At 47.0% G+C, this 20,331-nt stretch carries 19 protein-coding genes; 14 read left to right on the top strand and 5 right to left on the bottom strand.

The annotated features are described in order from the left end of the window. Positions 1-17 precede the first annotated feature (17 nt). On the bottom strand, positions 18-998 hold the full coding sequence (locus tag NZ043_RS04010; protein WP_133387434.1) for a metal-dependent hydrolase: 981 nt from the start codon (positions 996-998) through the stop codon (positions 18-20). 436 nt (positions 999-1,434) lie between these two features. Between NZ043_RS04010 and NZ043_RS04005 the strand changes: the two genes are divergently transcribed. Then, positions 1,435-2,046, top strand: a complete 612-nt coding sequence (locus NZ043_RS04005; RefSeq protein WP_091037915.1) for an SCO family protein — start codon at positions 1,435-1,437, stop codon at positions 2,044-2,046. 75 nt (positions 2,047-2,121) lie between these two features. Here the strand turns inward: NZ043_RS04005 and NZ043_RS04000 are convergent, their stop codons facing one another. The 3 genes from NZ043_RS04000 to NZ043_RS03990 all read right to left on the bottom strand — a co-directional run bounded on the left by NZ043_RS04000 (position 2,122) and on the right by NZ043_RS03990 (position 4,175). Next, on the bottom strand, positions 2,122-2,469 hold the full coding sequence (locus tag NZ043_RS04000) for a toprim domain-containing protein (protein ID WP_062837991.1): 348 nt from the start codon (positions 2,467-2,469) through the stop codon (positions 2,122-2,124). Between the two features lie 191 nt (positions 2,470-2,660). After that, complete coding sequence (locus NZ043_RS03995) at positions 2,661-2,822, bottom strand: hypothetical protein (protein ID WP_339310756.1); 162 nt, start codon at positions 2,820-2,822, stop codon at positions 2,661-2,663. A gap of 177 nt (positions 2,823-2,999) precedes the next feature. Continuing rightward, entirely contained in the window at positions 3,000-4,175 is a 1,176-nt protein-coding gene (locus NZ043_RS03990; protein ID WP_339310754.1) for an MFS transporter, read from the bottom strand. Positions 4,176-4,363: 188 nt separating this feature from the next. Here NZ043_RS03990 and NZ043_RS03985 point away from each other — a divergent pair, with 188 nt between their 5' ends. From NZ043_RS03985 to NZ043_RS03950, 8 genes are all read left to right on the top strand, one after another. After that, positions 4,364-4,846 carry an ATPase gene (locus NZ043_RS03985; protein ID WP_206105829.1) on the top strand — a complete coding sequence of 161 codons (483 nt, stop codon included), beginning with the start codon at positions 4,364-4,366 and terminating at the stop codon, positions 4,844-4,846. Positions 4,847-4,864: 18 nt separating this feature from the next. Next, entirely contained in the window at positions 4,865-6,010 is a 1,146-nt protein-coding gene (locus NZ043_RS03980; protein ID WP_133387436.1) for a transglutaminase domain-containing protein, read from the top strand. Between the two features lie 105 nt (positions 6,011-6,115). After that, complete coding sequence (locus NZ043_RS03975) at positions 6,116-8,152, top strand: penicillin-binding transpeptidase domain-containing protein (protein WP_133387437.1); 2,037 nt, start codon at positions 6,116-6,118, stop codon at positions 8,150-8,152. A 396-nt stretch (positions 8,153-8,548) separates the two neighbouring features. Further along, complete coding sequence (locus NZ043_RS03970) at positions 8,549-10,498, top strand: penicillin-binding transpeptidase domain-containing protein (protein ID WP_165980446.1); 1,950 nt, start codon at positions 8,549-8,551, stop codon at positions 10,496-10,498. Positions 10,499-10,735: 237 nt separating this feature from the next. Then, entirely contained in the window at positions 10,736-11,680 is a 945-nt protein-coding gene (locus NZ043_RS03965; protein ID WP_076328976.1) for a zinc ABC transporter substrate-binding protein, read from the top strand. 31 nt (positions 11,681-11,711) lie between these two features. Next, positions 11,712-12,533, top strand: a complete 822-nt coding sequence (locus NZ043_RS03960) for a metal ABC transporter ATP-binding protein (RefSeq protein WP_276324012.1) — start codon at positions 11,712-11,714, stop codon at positions 12,531-12,533. 3 nt (positions 12,534-12,536) lie between these two features. After that, positions 12,537-13,496: a metal ABC transporter permease gene (locus NZ043_RS03955; protein ID WP_339310749.1), complete on the top strand. Its 960-nt coding sequence runs from the start codon at positions 12,537-12,539 to the stop codon at positions 13,494-13,496. Further along, positions 13,496-14,368 carry a metal ABC transporter permease gene (locus NZ043_RS03950; protein WP_133387439.1) on the top strand — a complete coding sequence of 291 codons (873 nt, stop codon included), beginning with the start codon at positions 13,496-13,498 and terminating at the stop codon, positions 14,366-14,368. Before NZ043_RS03955 ends, NZ043_RS03950 begins: the two co-directional genes overlap by 1 nt. Before the next feature lie 151 nt (positions 14,369-14,519). Here the strand turns inward: NZ043_RS03950 and NZ043_RS03945 are convergent, their stop codons facing one another. Beyond that, positions 14,520-15,653, bottom strand: coding sequence for an SMP-30/gluconolactonase/LRE family protein (locus NZ043_RS03945; RefSeq protein ID WP_133387440.1), 1,134 nt, complete (start codon positions 15,651-15,653; stop codon positions 14,520-14,522). A 444-nt stretch (positions 15,654-16,097) separates the two neighbouring features. Between NZ043_RS03945 and NZ043_RS03940 the strand changes: the two genes are divergently transcribed. The 5 genes from NZ043_RS03940 to NZ043_RS03920 all read left to right on the top strand — a co-directional run bounded on the left by NZ043_RS03940 (position 16,098) and on the right by NZ043_RS03920 (position 20,197). Further along, complete coding sequence (locus tag NZ043_RS03940; protein WP_249912816.1) at positions 16,098-16,328, top strand: hypothetical protein; 231 nt, start codon at positions 16,098-16,100, stop codon at positions 16,326-16,328. Then, a complete protein-coding gene (locus NZ043_RS03935; RefSeq protein ID WP_339310743.1) occupies positions 16,313-16,576 on the top strand; it encodes a hypothetical protein in 264 nt (87 codons plus the stop codon). The genes NZ043_RS03940 and NZ043_RS03935 overlap by 16 nt, the downstream gene beginning before the upstream one ends. Before the next feature lie 686 nt (positions 16,577-17,262). Continuing rightward, entirely contained in the window at positions 17,263-18,012 is a 750-nt protein-coding gene (locus NZ043_RS03930) for a Cof-type HAD-IIB family hydrolase (RefSeq protein WP_076253219.1), read from the top strand. 54 nt (positions 18,013-18,066) lie between these two features. Further along, positions 18,067-18,507 (top strand): DUF456 domain-containing protein, encoded by a 441-nt coding sequence (locus NZ043_RS03925; RefSeq protein ID WP_047841365.1) that lies wholly within the window; start codon positions 18,067-18,069, stop codon positions 18,505-18,507. A 61-nt stretch (positions 18,508-18,568) separates the two neighbouring features. Then, positions 18,569-20,197: a polysaccharide biosynthesis protein gene (locus NZ043_RS03920; RefSeq protein ID WP_339310741.1), complete on the top strand. Its 1,629-nt coding sequence runs from the start codon at positions 18,569-18,571 to the stop codon at positions 20,195-20,197. Positions 20,198-20,331 lie beyond the last annotated feature (134 nt).

Here is a 20,331-nt window from a genome sequence, read left to right as displayed (position 1 = left end):
TTGCCATGCTCACTTCGTCAAGGGCGTGCAGATAAAAGTTTTTTATCCATTTTCTCATCGCTTAACCAGCCTACATACGTATCAATCGTTTCAAAATTCCGATCCATCACAATTACAGCGACAAATGGATATTGTTTCCGGTGTCGATAACGTACATCTGCCCAGCGGACCTTGTAACCGGCAGGCAGTTCTTCAACCTCTGCCACCGCATAGGAGGTGAAATAGAGGAAGGCACTAACTTCCGGTGATTTGCGTGAAGCAGCAACGGCCGCATGAGTAGAAGACGAGGCGTGCAGACTCCATACCAGATTAGAACCATCCATTTTACCGATCACATAACTGCCGTCCTCAACTCGTTTAACCACATGCCAGCGGTTCCAGGATATCGTTGGAATGACGATGTATCTTGCATGCTCTGGGCTGTTGTCGAGACGTCTTACTTTTCTGACTGCTTGTGCACGAGCAATCGTTCGCCATATATAATATAAACCGGTCAAACTATACAACGTAACGAAGAGTGGTGCAGGGGCGATCAGATCAAAGGCCCATAACAGGATAGCTATGACATGTGTAGTGAATAGAAACGGATCAAAAATATGAATGATGTTCCAGGCGATCCAGCGTTCCGTAAAAGGCCGGGCGGCTTGGGTTCCATAGGTGTTGAACAGATCGGTGAATACGTGAAAGCCTACGGCCACAGCGGTCCACGTGGCAACGTGTCCAATAGGGACACCAGGGAATATCAATGCAATGACGCCGGTGATGAGCAAAACCCATAACAGGAGAAATGGCAGAGAGTGTGACAAGCCCCGATGATTCCGAATGTAAAGCGAATTGCTTTTGAGACGTAACGCAGTATCGATGTCTGGGGCCTGAGAACCGGCGATCGTGCCAACCATTACCGCAGCTGCAAGCATGGGACTAGCCGCGACAACAGGATCGACATAAGCCAGACCGGCTAGACCAATACCCATGACAAAATGTGTAGAGGTATCCATAAACGTCTCCTTTGTGTGGTGTATCGTTCTAAGGCATATTACTTCTCTATCTAGGTGATACCCATATATAGTGTATAATATCCGTCTGTCAGGATGCAAAATATCCCTAATTTCAAAGTTATGACAATTACCTGTGACATACCCAATAAATGTACGTAGTTTGTCAAACTATTTTGGCAGTTCTTATGATAAACTTTATATCGGATACAGTGAGAAAAATCGCCAAAGAACGTACGATACTATTCGAATGATATACAACGCTAAAATAATTTATGGGCATTGTTCCTTTTAACCGTTACAATAATATAGAATCTCATAAAAAGTAGGTTTCTTTGAATACATATGTCACAGTAGATGGATGAAGCGAAACAAACGTGATTTTAGGTTCACATATGTATGCGTATTCATAAGAGGAGATACAGAAGGGACGAGGAAGATGCTGAAAAAGTACAAATGGACATGGATGCTGCTCGGGCTCGCACTGATAATGGCTGTGTATCTGATGTGGGGCACCGTATTTGCCAGTAAGGAAAAATTACCCGAGATTCGTGAAATCCAATCCTTTTCTATGGAAAATGTAGATGGCAGTACGGTATCACTGGAGGATACTCAAGGGAAAGTCCGATTGTTCTACTTTTATTTCACCAGTTGTCCGGATGTCTGCCCTATTACGACCTTTACGTTATCTCAGGTGCAGGATCTGTTGAAAGAGGACGACACCTTCGGTAAAGATGTCTCATTTGTATCTATTTCATTCGACCCGAAAGTCGATACAAGAGAGAAGATTAAGACGTTTGCGGACCGCTTCCACGCGGATTATTCCGGATGGTACTTCTTGCGAGGGGATATGGACAAAACCAAACAGTTCGCCAGGGATTCATTCCAGATCCTGATCGAAGGGGAGAATAAGGACGATTTTGCCCATATGAACATGATCGGGTTGGTGGATGAGAATAACCAGTTGCGCAAGGTATATAACGCATTTAATACAGAGGACGTTGTGCCAGCTGTCATTGCCGAGGATATTCGCAATCTGATCAACGAATAATCATCTGATCATCATACTGTAAAGGCTGCCTTCAGGTTGGATATCAACCCAAAGGCAGCCTTTTGGTGTTTCATTTTAAAAGGAAGGATGTTCAGGGTATTGGATGTATGTCTCTAACCCGGCCTTTTCCAGCTGGGCAATGATATACTCATCGGGTGTTCCTTCCACACCCGCATATCCTCGTCGTGTATACATCTGTACTGCATCCGGGAAAGCATCCCGAAGTACACCTCTAATTTTTTTGCCGGAACTGTCATTATCCATAAATAAAAAGACTTCATCGTAACCGACTTGCTTGCGCAGGGTCTCCAACTTGAGGGAATTAAGTGTTCCAAACGTACATAGAATGTTGATTTCGGGTCCAACCAAACGTTTCAGTTTGCTTCGGTCATTCTTACCTTCCACAATGACATGAATAGGCATGATATTCACCTCTTGTTCGAGAGCTTATGTCGACATTCCCCGGGAAATGTTGCAGCGAAAATCGACTGATTATATAAAATGGATTCCTTTCTTTACACGGCTGCTAACTGGATAGAACAACCCATCAAGTTTGAGGTCTTATTTCATAAGTGCATCATTAGGGAAGTAATAGCTTGCAGTGGCCGTTCCGGTTACGGATCGTTCTTCCGATCGCTGTTGTCTCCAAATTTCTGATTGATTTTATTTTTTATAGGTTGAAATATGGAGACAAAGGCGAACGCTACCGCTTCTTCAAAATCGATTCCGTCCCCTCCACTACTTTTGGCTAATTGTTCAACCTTAATGATCTTCAATAAGATAAAACCTTCGGTGATTGTAAAAGATAGATTTCCCAGTTAGCTTTTATCAACGTGTAAAACGTTAGTCCATTTTATATAGTTTAGCTGTAAATGGGGGAATGATGCAAAGCTAATGAAAATACTGGCCTAATTGCTGTCTGTAAAGGTAAAGAGACAGAGACTGATCGGAATTTAGTTTAATATACTTTTGGGATCGGACAGGGAAGCTTCGCGTCTGGATGTATAGTATGGAAGCAGTAGCATACCAATCATTAACAAAAGAAACGCGATGAAATAGGGTGATAACCCAACACGAAGTTGCCCGGCTGTGATGGGGCCGATGAAAGAGCCTATGGAAGTGGCGATGGATTGCAGCGAGAATATGCGGCCTAATCTGCTTCCTCCGCTCAGACGGATAAATAGGGTAGCCATAGCTGGAAAGATAATGCCTTTGGACATCCCGAGTACAAATAATACGGTGGACAACGGGATTTGCGGAATGGCGGCCATTACAAAAAAACACAAGGACATCAACAGCACACCCGCAACCAGACGCAGTTTGGGGGAATACCGGTTGAGAAATAACATGCTCAGTGTGAAGAGAGCTCCGATACTGATTACGGAAAATAACAGGCCGGTAGACATGATGGACGAATGCCCTCCTCCTCGAAGGGGCAACTCGAAGAAGAGAATCCCTTGAGCACAGGCAATCACCAGCGGCAAGGCAAAGTATCGCCAGGACACCGGCAAGAATGCACTTGTGGCATCTGCTGGTGAAACGTCAGGTTTGGCAGGTTCAGTTACTCTCTCATGCTGCTTGATGATGCCACGGGGCATCGTCATGAAAGCAATGACACCTGTGAGAATAAGCAAGTAACCCAAGCCTGAGAATGTAGCAGAGAATCCCATGGAACCCACAATGATCGCACCGGCCGCTGGCGATACCACAGACGCGAGGGTATGTACTACCCCGTGACCCGACATATACTTCCCCTGTTTCACCGGATCGCTGGATAACTGTGCAAGCAGGGCGAGACATGCGGGAGACAGGAAGGCCAGCACAAAACCGCTGATGGAACGCAGCGCCAGCAGTTGCCATGGTGTCTGGACATAGGCTTGCAGGAGCAGGATGAATCCTGCCCCGAGCAGACTGAATACAATGTAGCGGCGACTGCCATGTTTATCGATTTGTGTCCCGGCAATCAGATTGCCGGGAAGATGCGTTAAGGAATAGATGCCCATCATCCAGCCAATGAAAGTAGGGGCGGCTCCCAGCGAGATGGCAAAAGGGGTCAGAATGGGATACTGGGCGTGCAAATCAAATACAGCAAGGAACAAAAACAGGTATAACCAGATGGCCGTTTTCACATAAGCCCCTCCTTGTTAAGCGATGCATGTTCAAACTACGGGTCTTGAACGTGTTCCCGTTCGCCAGCAGAACCTCATGGTACTACTTGTACGCCTGGCGGGACGAACTTAGACCGTTTATTTTTAAGGGAGAGGGCTTAGCTGACAGCAGCTTCGGAAATCATGTATAATATTCGGGAGTGTTACAAATGAATTCTAATACGGAAGGTGTAATCATGAACATAGAAGTAATCAAAGAGTTTCTGATGCAGAACTGGTTGGTGATCGTGGTTGCGTTGATCATATTGTTCTTTGTTCTGAATGTGGTCAAAACCGTGTTGAAATGGTTGATTGCCATCATCATTATTGCGGCTCTACTGATATACAGCGGCATCTCCATTGATCAGATCAAACAAACAGTGACAGACGTACAATCCAGTACGATGGACACATTGAAGAAGGAAGCAACCAGCATGATGCTTAAGGAAGCTTCCAAAGCGAAATACGTCAAAGGACAGGATGGAGCGTTCACCATCACAAGTCCCAATGTGGAGATTAAGGGAAGAACTCAATCGGATAAAGTGGATGTGACCTTCCGCGGAATTTCACTTGGCGAATGGAAACTCGACAATGAAACCATACGTACGTTTGTCGAACAGGCACAGGAGAACAAAACAGCACCAGCATCGTAGTAAAGGGGGAATCGGTACGTGCTGCAGAATTGGCTGGACAGCCTAAAGGAATTGAATGGCATCACGATTATGCTGCTGCTGATTGTGGCTGCTTCATTATTGCAGGGTTGGTCCAGAGGGGCTTCGCGTTCAGCAGGCAGACTCTTCGGGTTCCTGATGGATGGCATTATGGCGGTCATTGGTATTCTGTTGTCGATCGGTTTTACGTTGTGGCTTGCGCCATATGTACAGCAGTGGCTGTCTGAGTATGCTTCAGCCATGCCTAACCGTGAGTTGAACCGGTGGGAACAGATGTATTATACGTTGGTTACGGCGATTGCAGATTTTCCGCTGATGCGGTTCGCTGTATTATTTGTATTAAGCTATGGACTCATCCGATTGATTCTCGGGTTTCTCTCTTCATTTATTTTCAGCAGCAGGCAGGGGTCAGCCGAGGAAAGTGCGCCTAAAGGTATGTTTAGTCGGTTGACCGGTGCATTCATTGGTACGATCATAGGCTCCGTCCGCGGAATGATTGTCATTGCGGTTTTGTTCATGATAGTCAGTCTTTACCCCGGGAGCATGTTCAGCCGATATGTGGAGGCATCTCCGATCTATATGCAAGGGGCCAAATCGGTTATCGAACCGTTGTCTGGCACGTTTATCAAGGACAAGCTTCCCGTATTTACGCAGGCTGTGCAGAAGGAACTGGGCGGCATCCTGCAACGCAAATATGAAGTCATTGACCATAATATTCCGACGGATATTGAATCTGCAGCGAGTGAGATTGTCAAAGGCCAATCGACAGATGAAGCCAAAGCAAGGGCGTTATACGACTGGGTAGGTTCACGTATTCAGTATGACTATGGTAAAGTGGATGACTATGAGCAAAAGGGCATATGGCATGAACAGAATCCACAGAATACATTTGATACACGCAAAGGTGTATGTATTGATTATGCCCGTCTCTATGCCGTGATGGCCCGTTCACAAGGACTTGAAGTCAAAGTTGTTACAGGACTTGGTTATAACGGCCAAGGAGGGTACGGTCCGCATGCGTGGAATGAGGTGTATTTGAGTGATTCCGAGAGCTGGGTTCCGCTTGACCCGACATGGGCGATCAGTGGAGACTGGTTTAATCCTCCGAATTTTGCCGACACCCATCTAAAGGATCAATCAGCTTAGCAATACAACGGACATGGGTCCGGAATATGACGACGTTGCCAGGTTATCATGCCGCGAAGAATCAGTTTGAGTGGTATGCATCAAGTCATGAAAGAGGTAGGATGGATGAAAAAGCATTCCAATGAGAAGGATGAACTTACAGACAAACGGCGCTTTAGTTACCGAATGAACGTATTTTTCTTCGTTTCCTTTGTTATTTTTAGTGTTATTATTGTACGCTTGGCCTTTTTGCAATTTGTGGAGGGCCCTGAACTTAGTCAGGAAGAAGCAAGTAACATTACCAAGGATGTACCGCTTCCTCCTGTGAGAGGCACGATCTATGATTCTACAGGTGAAGTGAAGCTGGCTTATTCCAAGCCCATTCAGTCTCTCTATTTGACACTGTATAAAAACTATGGGGATGTTGATGGGAAACCGAGTCCTAACATAGGGGAAGTGCAGGATATTGCAACCCGGTTGCATGATGTATTTGAACAGTACAAGCTGAAGGATTCAGAGTCACTTACAGTGGAGAAAATTATTGAAGAGATGGACTTGAACTCCCGCAAAGCGAACGGTTTTATGCCGCGTCTGATCAAGAGTGATCTGTCCGAGGGAGAAGTCGCTTATTTCCTGCAACATAAGGATGAGTTCAAAGGTATTCAGATCGTAGAGGAGAGTGTACGATTCTACGATCCGGATACGGTAGCGGTTCAGACCATCGGTTATCTGAAGAAGTTCAGAAGTTCGAAGTCCTTGGACAAATACAAAGAGGTGGACGAGGCCAATAAAACGCAAACGGATCCGGGCCTGGTGTATACGGAAAATGAATTTGTAGGCTTTGATGGACTGGAACTGCAATATCAGGATGCTCTCCGCGGCAAAAGCGGATATACATCCGTTGATGTTGATTTGCGTAATTTGCCTGAAGGTGTGGCTGGTTCTACCCCGCCGCAGAAAGGTTACGACCTGATTTCCAGCATTAACAAGAACGTTCAGGTGAAAACAGAACAGGCCATCCTAGACCAGTTGAGTTGGCTTCATCGGAATCAGGTTTCCGGTCGATTGCATCCCAATGCCAAGACCGGATTTGCGGTTGCGATGGAAGTGGATACGGGGAAAATCGTATCTGCTGCCAGTATGCCAGATTATGATACCAACATCTGGAGAACAGGCAGTATCACAAATGATCAGTATGATGATATCAAATATGTGTATCAAAATGGTACGATTCGTTCATTCCCTCCGGATGACTCTAAAAAGCGAGCTGAATCGATCGTGTTACTCGGTTCCACCATCAAACCGCTTAGTGTCTTGATCGGTTTGAAAGAAGGTTTCTTCACTACCAATACGGTTTATTCGGATAGAGGTTCAACGACCTTTGGTGGGGACAATCGCAGAGTGCAGAACTCATCAGGGCATGTGTATGGTGCAATGTATCCTCGTGATGCGATTCGTCATTCCTCGAACGTATTCATGATTGATGAGATTGGGAAGAAGATGTACTCAAAATACGGTGCGACCGGAATTGACAAATGGGATGAATATATGAAGCAGTTCGGCCTTGGGGTATCTACAGGGGTTGATCTGCCGAATGAATTCCTGGGCATACGGGATTACATGAACGACACGGAAAGCTCGTTGACTCGTCTCGTGTATGGTTCCTTTGGACAGCAGGGAAAATACACAACCATGCAGTTAGCACAGTACACGACAATGCTGGCAAACAAAGGAAAACGGATGGAGCCACAACTGGTTAGAGAGTTCCGGGATTCGGAAGGCAACGTGGTCGAGAAAGTAAAACCGAAGGTACTCAGCACGGTGGAGTTTAACGATGCCTACTGGAATGAAGTACAACGAGGCATGGCAACCGAGGTATCTGCATTTAGCGGATTCCCTTATGACTTTGCTAGAAAAACAGGAACATCGACACAGGTAGTAGGCGGTAAACTGGTGGATAACGGTGTATTTATCGCCTATGCACCACGTAATAATCCAAAGCTTGCTGTCGCTGTGGTTATCCCCGAAGGGGGCTTTGGATCGAGCAGTGCGGCTCCGGTTGCACGTGCGATCTTCGATGCCTATGACGAGGAATTCGGTCTCGACGGTGTACCGAAAAAAGACAAAAATAAAGATTCAGAATCGGAATCAGGCACACAGTGATGTGAGGCATTGGTTACAGAGGGGACCCTTCGTGGGTCCTCTTTTTTGTTTTTACGTGGAGAATGGATCGTAAGGGTGGACTAATTAGTTGCATTAATATGTAACCATATGAGCTGTACCACGTTTATATAAGGGAAGGGGAAACGCGATCTGGAGAAATGGATAACGTTGATATGTCAGTGTTTACATTGGAATCGGTAGATTGGGTAGTGTAACGGTTCTGTTTACGAAAATGTAACCAAATATTGAAAGACTTGACAGCTAACCTTTGGTAGACTTGTATGAGAAAGGATTAAATATCGGATTGAACACGTTCACAAGACGGATTAAATATTTTATTTTTATAAAGGAACGGGAGAGGCTTAAAACATGTTTAACCGATTGAGGAAGAAACCCATGACTGAGGAAGATACACCCGTCAACAAGCCTTCCACGGCAAGGCTGAATCTGTTTTTTTTCGCGGCATTTGTCATATTCAGTATCCTTATTTTCAGGTTGGCCTTTGTACAGTTTGTGGAGGGTCCTGAACTGACGTATATGGAAACGAGTCGTAATACCAAGGATATTCCGCTCGCACCTGTTCGTGGTCCCATCTATGATGCTACGGGAGAAATTGCGCTTGCTTACTCGGAACCTGTGCAGTCCCTCTATGTGTTGTTGTATGAGGATTATCGGAATGATGAACGTAGACAGGAAGCAGAGGAACTGGCTCATGATCTGGCGGCTGTGTTTAAGCAGTTTAATCCCGGGGATAAAGAGCAGCCGGATGCGGAAGAGATCATTAAACGCTTGGATCTCAAATCTCAGAAGGCACATGGGTATACCCCTCGCCTAGTGAAGTCGGATCTAAACACGAAAGAAATTGCTTATTTTATGGAGAAGAAGGCGGAGTATCCAGGTGCCATGGTACTGGAAGAAAACATTCGAAAATATGATCCGGATGGAGTTGCCGTCCAGGTGATTGGATATACAAGAGAGTTCAAAGGTCAACAGGAAAACTTGAAAAAATATATAGAAATAAGCAAGGCGGAGGCAACAGAACGTGATCCTGGACTGCGCTATACCCAACAAGAAAAGGTTGGAGTTGATGGTCTGGAATTTCAATATCAGGAAGAGCTCCGTGGACGTAGCGGTTACCAATCCATAGATATTAATTCACGTAATTTGCCAGAGGGGACGATGAAACAAACTCCACCGGAAAAAGGCTACAGTCTGGTCTCCACCATTAACAAGGAAATTCAGATGGCCGCACAAGAGGCGATAACAGACGAATTGCGCAGACTTCCGAAGGCAATTACCGGATACGCAGTAGCCATGGAAGTGGATACGGGAAATGTTGTCGCTATGGCAAGTATGCCGGATTATGATCCGAACGATTGGGATTATGACAAAATCAAATTTGTGTTCCGGAATGGAACCACCGAGTCGTTCCCGCCGAATGATGCCAAGCCTAGACGGGCGGAATCCGTTGTTCTTCTTGGATCGGTCATCAAACCGCTAAGTGTGCTGATTGGATTGAAAGAGGGATTATTTACAGCAGGACAGACCTATCATGATCCGGGATATGCCATTCTGGGGAAAGACGGACGACAAGTGAGGAACTCGCATTCTGCGTATAATGGTTCCATTACCGCCAGAAAAGCGATCGAGAAATCGTCCAATGCGTTCATGATCGATATGGTGGGTAAACGTTTGTTAAGCAAATATGGCTCGGATAAAGGAATTGATATCTGGGACAAACACATGAAGGAATTTGGCTTGGGTGTGTCCACTGGTGTAGATCTGCCTAATGAATTTCTGGGTAGGCTAGAATATAATAATAAAGACGAATCAGCTCTAACACGTTTGGCGTTTGCCTCGTTTGGACAGCAAGCCAAGTACACCACCATGCAACTTGCCCAATACACGACCATGCTTGCGAATAAGGGCAAACGGATGGAACCACATCTGGTGAAGGAAATTCGTGACGCGGATGGCAATGTGGTGAAAGAGATCAAACCTAAGGTGCTTAATGAAGTTGATTTTGCCGATGCGCACTGGAATGAAGTGCACAAAGGAATGGTTACCAAAGTAAGCTCATTTGACGGGTTCCCATACGATTATGCACGGAAAACAGGAACATCAGAGCAGGGGACAGGACCGAACAAAAAAGAGAATGGTGTATTTATTGCCTTTGCACCACGAGATAATCCGAAGCTTGCTGTAGCTGTTGTTGTACCGGAAGGTGGGTTCGGGTCAGTCAGTGCCTCGCCGATTGCACGGAAAATCTTCGATGCATATGATGAAGTGTATGGTCTCGATGGAACGCCAAAAGGTAAGAAAGACGAAGGAAAAGACAACGAGTAATGTAAAAGAAATGCGGCAGATGTAGCGCTTTTACATCACATCTAACAGGTTAATGAAGTGAACAATATATGAATTTGGACAGGCAGGGGAAATAATCCCTTGCCTTTTTTTTTGGCTTCGGATAAAATTTGCACAAGGGAAACATTATTAGTCTTGATTAAAACTTAATACCTTGTACAACAAAATTAGATGTAGACAAGTATTTTAGGAGAGGGAAAGGGGTCGGTTGAATTGTTAATGGTGAAAATGAGGAGTATTCAGAGGGGGGTCATTACGCTAGCGGCTCTGGTTCTGGTTGTTGTACTTACGGCATGTTCCAGTGATGCAGAGACGAGCAGTGGTGGCAAGCTTCAAGTAACCGCTACAACGGGAATGATCGCTGACGTAGCACGTGAGGTAGGCGGGGCATATGTTGATGTTACCGGGCTAATGGGCCCGGGAGTTGACCCCCACTTGTACAAGGCATCCCAAGGTGATATTCGCAAGCTGGAACAAGCCAAAGTCATTTTCTATAATGGACTGCATCTTGAAGGCAAAATGACAGATATTTTGGAGAAAATGTCCTCAAGCAAACTGGTTACTGCCGTTACAGAGACTATTCCAGTTGAGGAGTTACACTCAGGCAAAGATACAGGCGGCACCGAATATGACCCACACGTCTGGTTTAACGTCAGCCACTGGATGCATGCGGCAGAAGCCGTACGCGATACGCTCGTGGAGGCGGACCCGGACCATGCGGAAGAATACAAAGCTCAGGCAGAGGCGTATCTGGCGAAGCTCGAAGCACTGGATGCCGAGGTGCGCGAGAAGATTCTGGAGATTCCGGAAGCAAGCAGGGTATTGGTTACGGCGCATGATGCATTTGGATATTTTGGTCAGGCTTATGGCATGAAAGTGATGGGGCTTCAGGGCATCAGTACAGCAGCCGAATATGGGGCAAAAGATGTTAGCGAACTGCGGGATTATCTCGTAGATAACCATATCAAAGCAGTATTTGTTGAATCGAGTGTGCCTGCAAAAGCGATGGAAGCCATCATTGCCGGAGCAGCTCAAAAAGGACATACGGTCAGCATTGGTGGAGAACTGTTCTCGGATGCCATGGGGGCTGAGGGAACGGAAGAAGGCACATACATCGGTATGATTCGCCACAATGTTGAGACGATTGTAGAAGCTCTGAAATAATGAATCACATGAAGAGAGGAGTTACAGGATTATGGAAGATACAACTTTATTGGAACAAACTCCTACAAATCTGAACAATAGTCACTTGCAGGGAACGCAGCCAACATTGGCTCCTCTTAGTGTGAGGGATCTGGCTGTTGCGTATCACAAAAAGCCGGTGCTTAGCAGCGTATCCTTCGATATTCCGGAAGGACAGCTCATCGGTATTCTTGGCCCAAATGGCGCAGGGAAATCAACACTGATCAAAGCCGTTCTGGGACTGGTACCGAAGATGCATGGAGAGGTTCGGATCTTCGGACAATCGTACAGGGAACAACGTCGCCGCATCGGTTATGTGCCCCAACGGGAATCGGTGGACTGGGATTTCCCTACGCATGCGCTTGATGTGGTGATGATGGGACGGTATGGTCATTTGGGCTGGTTCCGTCGTCCGGGGAAAAAGGAGCGGGACCTGGCGGCACACTGCCTGGAGCAAGTCGGCATGGGCGATTACATGTACCGCCAGATCAGTCAGCTGTCCGGTGGACAGCAGCAGCGTGTCTTTCTGGCGCGGGCACTCGTACAAGACGCAGATCTGTATTTCATGGATGAGCCATTTGCAGGTGTCGATGCCACCACAGAGAAAGCGATCATTTCGCTTTTGGAACAGTTAAAGAAACAAGGCAAGACGGTACTGGTTGTTCACCATGATCTGGCGACAGTCGAGGAATATTTCGACCATGTGCTGCTGCTCAATGGACGACTGGTGGCAGGTGGGCCGACAAGTGAAGTATTTGTACCGGATACACTGCAAGAGACGTACGGAGGCCGGATTGCGATGATCGGAAGCCGGACGGAGAAAGGCCAGGTGTAGTGCATGTGGAACTGGATCGTTGCCATCTTCTCTGACCCGAATACACGTTGGATATTGCTTGGCTGTCTGTTGTTGGGATTCAGTAGCGGAATTATTGGCTCCTTCACCTTTCTTCGTAAACAGAGCCTGATGGGGGACACCCTTGCTCATGCTGCTCTGCCTGGGATCTGTATTGCATTTATGTTGACGGAAACGAAGTCCGTCGGATTATTCCTGTTCGGTGCTCTGGTGGCTGGCATTGTCGCTACCTTCGGAATCTCGTGGATTACGCGCTACTCCCGAATCAAGCAGGATGCGGCAATGGGAATTGTGCTGACCGTATTTTTCGGGATTGGTGTAGTTATGCTGACGCGCATCCAGCATGGGGCGAGCGGAAGCCAAAGCGGACTCGATAAATATTTGTTTGGGCAGGCGGCATCCATGGTCATGACGGATGTGTATGTCATGGGAGGCGTATGTCTCGTATTACTGATTGCCTGTCTGGCCTGGTTCAAGGAATTTAAACTGGTGAGTTTTGACCCGGGATTTGCACGTGGTATGGGACTGCCAGTTGCGATGTTGGAGCAGCTCATCCTGCTCTTAACGGTAATCGCGGTGGTGGCCGGAATACAAGCCGTTGGTGTCGTGCTTGTTGCGGCCTTGCTGGTAACCCCAGCAGCAGCAGCACGTTGCTGGACCGACTCACTCGCACTGATGGTGGTGTTGGCAGGCATATTTGGTGCATTGAGCGGGGCAACAGGAACCATCTTCAGCACGCTTGTACCTAATCTGCCGACAGGGCCTGTAACCGTTCTTGCGGCTACGGTGTTGTTTGCCGGATCAGCCTTGCTAGCTCCGCGTCGTGGATTATTAGCTCGACGGTTGCGCAGTATTCAGGCAAAATCCGCGTATATGCGTGAAGAGCGGGCAACACTTCAGACTCTTGCCACACAGCGAAATCAGCAGGAACGGGGGGAGATGTAATGGCAACGTTTTGGATTATTTTGACGGCCGTATTGGTATCTTCTGCCTGCGCCATCCTCGGTTGTTTTCTAATTCTGCGACGAATGGCCCTGGTCGGTGATGCGATCAGCCATGCGGTTCTCCCCGGTATTGCAATTGCTTTCCTGTGGAGCGGTTCCAGAGATTCATTGTGGATGCTGCTCGGCGCAACGGTGTTTGGACTACTGACGGTGTTCTTCATACAGAGTTTGCAGGCGGGTGGACTCTCGTCTGATGCCTCGATCGGAATTGTGTTCACAGCACTCTTCGCAGTAGGGGTCATTCTGATTAGTCTGAACGCCCAGCATATTGATCTGGATTTGGACTGTGTCTTGTTCGGTGAGATTGCTTATGTACAGTGGGATACACTAACCCTTGGAGGTACGGATGTCGGGCCGAGGGCGGTCTGGATGCTGGGTATCACTTTGCTGGTCATCCTCGTCGTCATTGGGCTGTTCTACAAACAGTTCAAGCTATGTGCCTTCGATCCGGCGCTGGCTGCGGCCTGCGGCATTCCAGTGGTACTGTTCCACTATCTGCTCATGGGACTCGTTTCCATGACATCCGTAGCTTCATTTGAAAGTGTTGGTTCGATTCTCGTGGTGGGCATGCTGATTGTACCTGCGGCGACGGCTTATCTGCTCACAGATCGTCTGGGCAAAATGATTCTTTACGCCGTCCTGATCGGGGCAGCATCCTCGATTGGAGGTTACATCATGGCATACGCTCTGGATGCTTCCATCGCGGGCTGCATGGTGGCAGTTGCTGGGATTTTGTTTGTTCTTGCACTGCTGCTGTCACCGAAACACGGCATTGTATTCCGTTACGCTCGTCGCAAATTCGCGGCACGTTAATTCATAGAGATTGTCAGCCGCCTGCTTTGCAGGCGGTTTTTTTTGATTGGACTGGTAAAAGAAGAAAATTCAATAGCAGCCCCTCCTGCTGGAGTGAGCTGCTATTGGGATGCCTAAAGGGTGTCTATGAGGTAGATGAATATAACAATCCTTACGGTTTCAAAAGCACCCGATGAACCCCTTGGCTTCCTCCTGGTGCGGTTCCGAGATATAAATATTTCCCTTGGCTTACGGCCGTGGTAATGCCATACAATGTTCCTTCAGGATCATGCCAGCTATTCACAAGTTCTCCTTCTGGTCCATATTCTGCGACAAGTCCGTGTTTCACCGGGGCACTGGCTCCATTTAACAAGGACTGTGGAACTTTGGACATTGTTGAAGCTAACCAAGGATGACTATGCATGTAATCGGCAAAAGGCAGACGGGTTGTGAACACCCCTACCCAGAAGTGTCCCTGAGCGTCACGTGTGATATTGTCCGGAAACCCAGCCAGATTCTCTGCAAAAATATCAGAGGTACCTTGTTTGGGCCCCTTCAGCCAGTACCGGGTCAACTGATAATGATATGATTCGGCTACAAGCACGAAATCTTCTTCGGCAGACAATACGACCCCATTGGCAAAATATAAATCCTCAAGCAGAACGGTCGTCTGTTTGGTCACCGGATCATATTTCAATAATCGTCCATGCGGTTTATTCTCTGCAATTTCTTTGAACATGACCTTGCCATAGTTAGAGGTATCGGAGAAATAAATCGATCCGTCTTGGGCGATGTCCAGCTCATTTGCCAGGTAGATCGGCCCTCCATCTACTTCAGTGGTTAGTACTTCGACATCTCCGTTCGGGTCAATGGACAGCAGTCCTTTCTGAATATCCGCCACAATCAAATTCCCTGTAGCATCAAATTTCAGGCCGTTGGGTGTTCCGTGGGTATCAGCGAATACCTCTGCTGGCTGTGCCTTGTCCTCGGCGTCAAAGGTTACTCTGTAGATTTTGCCGTCGGAGTCACCCGCATACAGTCGCCCTTCTTTATCAAAAGTGATAAATTCCGGGAACTTCGCGCGGTCAGTAACCAATTCAGCGGAGCTAAGTTTGTTGTTCTCTTTCCAGGGACCCTCCTTCTCAAAAGAAGGAGCAGCAGGTGCAGACCAAACAGCGGGTTCTACCGGGGCGGGCATTAGCAGGAATACAACGATTCCCAGCACAATTACCCCAAGCAGGGCCAGGCTCAATCTACGAATTTGTTGACCAGTGGATCGTTTGTGTTGTTTTTGTTCTGTTGACATATTAATCCTCCTAATAGTGTTTCTGTTGTCCTTTGTCATAGCGTGCAGTTAACTGCCACTACATGTTCTGGCGTGTCCTTCGCACCGACAGAGGCGTTCTCCCCCTGTACCACTCACGTTGAGAGAGTTATCTCCGTCGAGCTGGCACAGAAAGAGAAATTGCACGCCACGGTTACGATTCTTCCACCCAAAGAGCATTAATAATACGCTGTTTTTTAAAAGAAACGATGTTACCATAACTCCAAAAAAAATAATGAAAATTTAAAAAAAATGAGCATGAGACCATTTTGGTAACACTGTTTCTTATAAGAATCATAGTAACCAAAAGAAAACGATTGTGTCAAATTCTTTTTTTATCATAATGACCTTCATTGACAACTTTTCTGCAAATGGTTAGAATGCCTGTATTTAGAAGTCGGAAAATGCCCGCAGATCATTTATAGTTTGTTTGTCAATAAAGAGGGTCTGGCCCAGCAGTTGTATCTGGAGGGTTGCAAATTGCTCGCCAAGCGTTTGGAAGAAGTGCCGCCGTCCTCTGACTTCTTGCAGTATTTAATGGATTTGGGGGAAGCCTTCTGGCAGTTTGCGCAGGATTATACCAGCTACTATAAGCTGATGTTCGGGGGGCTTTTGCCGAGTTCAAGCCGGATGCAGAAAGTATGCAGGGAACGATGACTGCCATATACCGCTTGCTGATTCTAATTAGCACTGCCCAGAAGCAAGGACAGATTTCGGGCCAGAAAGTGACCGAAACTCTTGTCAGTACTATATGGGCATCGCTGCACGGTGTAATCCACCTGCATATGGGCGGGTTCCTTGTTGATGTAAAAGCAGCCCATAACGTATATAAACAAACCATGAATTTGATGTCCCAATCCTTGTTTGCGGTATTCAAGCCAGACAGAGGAGTGGACAGGGGATAATGGATTAAATCTTGGCTACGGGTTAGGCTGGGAAAACAGGCAGAGTGAAAAAAGGTTAAGCTAAAAGCGATGCATCCTGTAGCAGGTGGATCGTTTTTTTATTTAGGAAATTATACATTACATAAAATGTAATAACTTCGAAGTGTAATCCTGAGCGGGTTATTTTGTTGCATACAGATGATCTGTGGTAAAATGTCGTTAGCTGTGACGTCCGGAGCGTCCGTTTTTACAGATGCCGGGCGATCTTGTTGTGAGAGAATTTTTAAAATAGATAAAGAGAACCTTTAAGTTGAACTGGAGAACCATTGTGGAACGTAGAGGGCAGAAAGGATCTAGAGAAGGAAAATTTGTTTATGAATTTCCTTCTTGATGTTAGGTGTTATGAGCTCTAAATACAAAGGTGATGTAGTGAAGGGGACGGAATCGATCTGAAGAAGCGATAGCGTTCGCCTTTGTCTCCGAATTTCTAACCTTTAAGAAGAGAGAATCTAGAAAATTCGGAGACAACAGCGATCGGAAGACGATCCGTACACGTAACGATTACCTCGTATAATCTCAATACACTAAAGAAAAAGGTAATTCTAAAACAAAGATACTACCATTCGAAAGGTTTTCTGCCTGCGTAGTGCCTGAATGGATATTCATGAGTTCAATTTGGAGAGAGACAACCTAGGAGGAACTACTGTATGAGTGAACTGAAATACAAATTGCTTGCATTGGATATGGATGGAACATTGCTTAACGATAATCATGAAATTACGCAGGAGACGGCCAAGTGGATACAGATTGCCATTCGTCGGGGTGTACATGTGTGCCTGTCTACGGGAAGAGCGGTATTCCACGCGATGCCTTATGCGGTCCAGCTTGGACTGGAGACACCGATGGTTACCGTTAACGGTAGTGAGGTATGGAAAGCCCCGCATGATCTGCATATGCGTCATCTGATGGACCCGGCATTGATTCGCCAAATGCAGGAGATCGGTGAGAAATATAACAGCTGGTACTGGGCATACTCCGTGGAAGAGCTGTTCAACCGTGACCGTTGGACGGACAATATTGAAGGTCTGGAATGGTTGAAATTCGGCTTCAATACCGAAGTGGATGAAGTGCGTCACCAGATCATGATGGAACTGCAACAAATGGGTGGTCTGCAAATGACGAATTCCTCACCGGTTAATATTGAGATCAACCCTGCTGGGGTATCCAAAGCAAGTGGTGTAGCCGAAGTCTGCAAGCTGCTGGGCATCGAGATGTCCGAAGTTGTTGCTGTCGGAGACAGTTTGAATGATCTGGCTGTCATTGAGGCCGTGGGTCTTGGTGTGGCTATGGGCAATGCGCAAGAGCAGGTGAAGGAAGCAGCTGATCTGATCGTAGCGAGTAACAATGAAGACGGTATCGTCGAAGTGATCCGTGAACATATTTTGAAGGGGGAGTAACCTTTGCTCGCAACCATTGCCTGGATTTTAATTGTGCTGCTGTTTGCAGTGGGGATGGCTGGAACGGTATATCCCATACTGCCTGGTGCTGTAGCGATTTTCTTCGCGTTTCTGGTCTACGGCTGGTTCTTCAGCTTTGATCCGTTTGGTGTGTGGTTCTGGATCATCCAGATTCTGATTGTTGTTGTGTTGTTTGTGGCTGATTATGTCGTCAGCGCATGGGGTGTTAAGAAGTTTGGTGGCTCCAAGTTATCAACAACGCTGAGTACCATTGGTGTTATCATTGGGCCATTTGTCATTCCGGCATTTGGACTGGTGCTGGGACCATTTATCGGTGCTTTTATCGGGGAACTGATCGGAGGGTCTTCACCTTCCAAAGCGTCGAAAGTTGGATTTGGTTCCGTTGTGGGGTTATTTACGAGTACTGTGATGAAAATTATTTTGCAAATCGTCATGATTGTTCTCTTTATTATCTGGGTGGTAAGATTCGCCTAAACGTTCAGGATTAGCTTCAACGGGATGCACGTCCGGTGTGGAGGAAAGAAGGGGAATTCGTTTGTCTAAGAAAGAAACATTCATTAGGGGTACGCTCATACTGGCGGCCGCTGCGCTGATCGCGAGAGTACTGGGATTGGTTCAACGGGTGCCGCTGGAGCATATCCTCGGAGATGTCGGTAACGCATCGTTTACGATCTCCAATACGGTATATTTAATGCTGTTAACTGTAGCAACGGCGGGCATACCGAGTACTCTGAGTAAAATGGTATCGGAACGTTATGCGCTCGGGCGCGCGGGTGAAGCTCAACAGATCTACCGTGCAGCCCTGATCTTTGCGGCTGTTGCCGGGGTAGTCATGTCTGCTTTATTGTGGTTCGCGGCACCTTATTATGCTACGTATGTCTCCAAAGTACCGGAGTCGGTCAGCGCCATTCGCGCCTTGGCTCCAGCCTTGCTGCTCTTCCCGGCCATTGCGATGATGCGTGGATATTTCCAGGGACGCGGGAACATGACAGCAGGTGGTATTTCACAGATTGTGGAACAGTTCGCCCGTGTAGGTACAGCCATTATCGTAGCTTATGTCATGCTGCAATGGAATTATGATGATCAAACGATTGCTGCAGGTGCCTCATTTGGTGGGGTATTAGGAAGTGTGGGTGCCTTCGGTGTCATGCTGTACTTCACCTTGAAGCTGCGTCGTAGCGACCGTGCGGCCCAATTGAATTACGAACGTGCAGAACAGTTGCCGATGCGAGGCATCTACAGTGATATCTTCAAGCTGTCTATTCCAATTGTGCTGTCCTCACTTGCGGTTCCAGCCATTAACTTCATTGATTCATCCCTTGTGGTACCACTGCTCAGTGGTCAGATCGGACTTGAAGAAGCGACTGGTGTACTTGCGATCCTTGGGGCAAAGGCCCAAAGTATTGCAGGTATTCCTCCGATTCTGGCTATCGCTTTGAGTCAATCATTGGTGCCTGTCATATCGGCAGCATTTGCCCGCAAGGATGAAGCTCATCTGAAGAGTCAGGTTACACTTGCATTGCGCATTTCAATCCTGACAGGCATGCCGATTGTCATTGCACTTTGTGCGGCAGCATATTCGGTTAACGGATTGCTGTTTACCAATCTGGATGGAACGCCGATTATTGCTTTGTTGACATTCGGAACCATTTTCCAGATTACGATGATGACCACCAACTCCATTTTGCTTGGGGTAGGTAAACCGCGGATTACGATGGTCAGTGTGGCAGCGGGTGTTGTGGTCAAGCTGATTGCAAGTCTGATCCTCGCGCCGATGTTTGGCATATACGGCATCATTATTGCAACAGCCCTTTGTTTCCTGGTTATCACGTACCTGAATCTGCGGGTTCTTCGCAAAATCGTTGATTTCTCCATCATGGGAGATCGTTGGAAAGGGTTTATCATTACGGTCTTGCTTGCAGCAGGTGTAGGATTTGCAACGAACTGGATTGGAAATATGGTCTTTGGACTGTTCCTGCCGGCGCGTGTATCCTTCTTGTTTACCTGCCTTGTGGTTGGTGTGCTTGTGGTGGTGGTGTATCTGGTTCTCATGGTTGTCCTCCGTGTACTGCGCAAGGACGAGCTGGGCAGTTACCCCCGTATTCTGCAAAAAATTCTTCGTCCACTTATGCGTCTTCAACGTGGAGTTGGGCAAAGAGGTTAAGAATGTAAGAAGCATCATTCAAGCTCCAATATTTTGTTATAATAGGATACAAGCCCTGTCCGCTGTTAAGCGGACAGGGCTTTTTGTATAGTTAAGGCGAGTTAGCGACTGAGTTCTATATTGGCCCCTCATGG

The organism is Paenibacillus sp. FSL k6-2145 (assembly GCF_037976585.1).
Lineage (GTDB): Bacteria > Bacillota > Bacilli > Paenibacillales > Paenibacillaceae > Paenibacillus.
The sequence above is the reverse complement of the archived record's forward strand: the minus strand, read 5'-3'. Positions and strand labels throughout refer to the sequence as shown.

What these genes read in the sequence shown, in the direction of transcription:
- NZ043_RS04010 (WP_133387434.1), bottom strand. Translation starts at nt 998, where the DNA reads ATGGATACCTCTACACATTTTGTCATGGGTATTGGTCTAGCCGGTCTG.
- NZ043_RS04005 (WP_091037915.1), top strand. Translation starts at nt 1,435, where the DNA reads ATGCTGAAAAAGTACAAATGGACATGGATGCTGCTCGGGCTCGCACTG.
- NZ043_RS04000 (WP_062837991.1), bottom strand. Translation starts at nt 2,469, where the DNA reads ATGCCTATTCATGTCATTGTGGAAGGTAAGAATGACCGAAGCAAACTG.
- NZ043_RS03985 (WP_206105829.1), top strand. Translation starts at nt 4,364, where the DNA reads ATGAATTCTAATACGGAAGGTGTAATCATGAACATAGAAGTAATCAAA.
- NZ043_RS03975 (WP_133387437.1), top strand. Translation starts at nt 6,116, where the DNA reads ATGAAAAAGCATTCCAATGAGAAGGATGAACTTACAGACAAACGGCGC.
- NZ043_RS03970 (WP_165980446.1), top strand. Translation starts at nt 8,549, where the DNA reads ATGACTGAGGAAGATACACCCGTCAACAAGCCTTCCACGGCAAGGCTG.
- NZ043_RS03965 (WP_076328976.1), top strand. Translation starts at nt 10,736, where the DNA reads ATGGTGAAAATGAGGAGTATTCAGAGGGGGGTCATTACGCTAGCGGCT.
- NZ043_RS03960 (WP_276324012.1), top strand. Translation starts at nt 11,712, where the DNA reads ATGGAAGATACAACTTTATTGGAACAAACTCCTACAAATCTGAACAAT.
- NZ043_RS03955 (WP_339310749.1), top strand. Translation starts at nt 12,537, where the DNA reads ATGTGGAACTGGATCGTTGCCATCTTCTCTGACCCGAATACACGTTGG.
- NZ043_RS03950 (WP_133387439.1), top strand. Translation starts at nt 13,496, where the DNA reads ATGGCAACGTTTTGGATTATTTTGACGGCCGTATTGGTATCTTCTGCC.
- NZ043_RS03945 (WP_133387440.1), bottom strand. Translation starts at nt 15,653, where the DNA reads ATGTCAACAGAACAAAAACAACACAAACGATCCACTGGTCAACAAATT.
- NZ043_RS03935 (WP_339310743.1), top strand. Translation starts at nt 16,313, where the DNA reads ATGCAGGGAACGATGACTGCCATATACCGCTTGCTGATTCTAATTAGC.
- NZ043_RS03930 (WP_076253219.1), top strand. Translation starts at nt 17,263, where the DNA reads ATGAGTGAACTGAAATACAAATTGCTTGCATTGGATATGGATGGAACA.
- NZ043_RS03925 (WP_047841365.1), top strand. Translation starts at nt 18,067, where the DNA reads ATGGCTGGAACGGTATATCCCATACTGCCTGGTGCTGTAGCGATTTTC.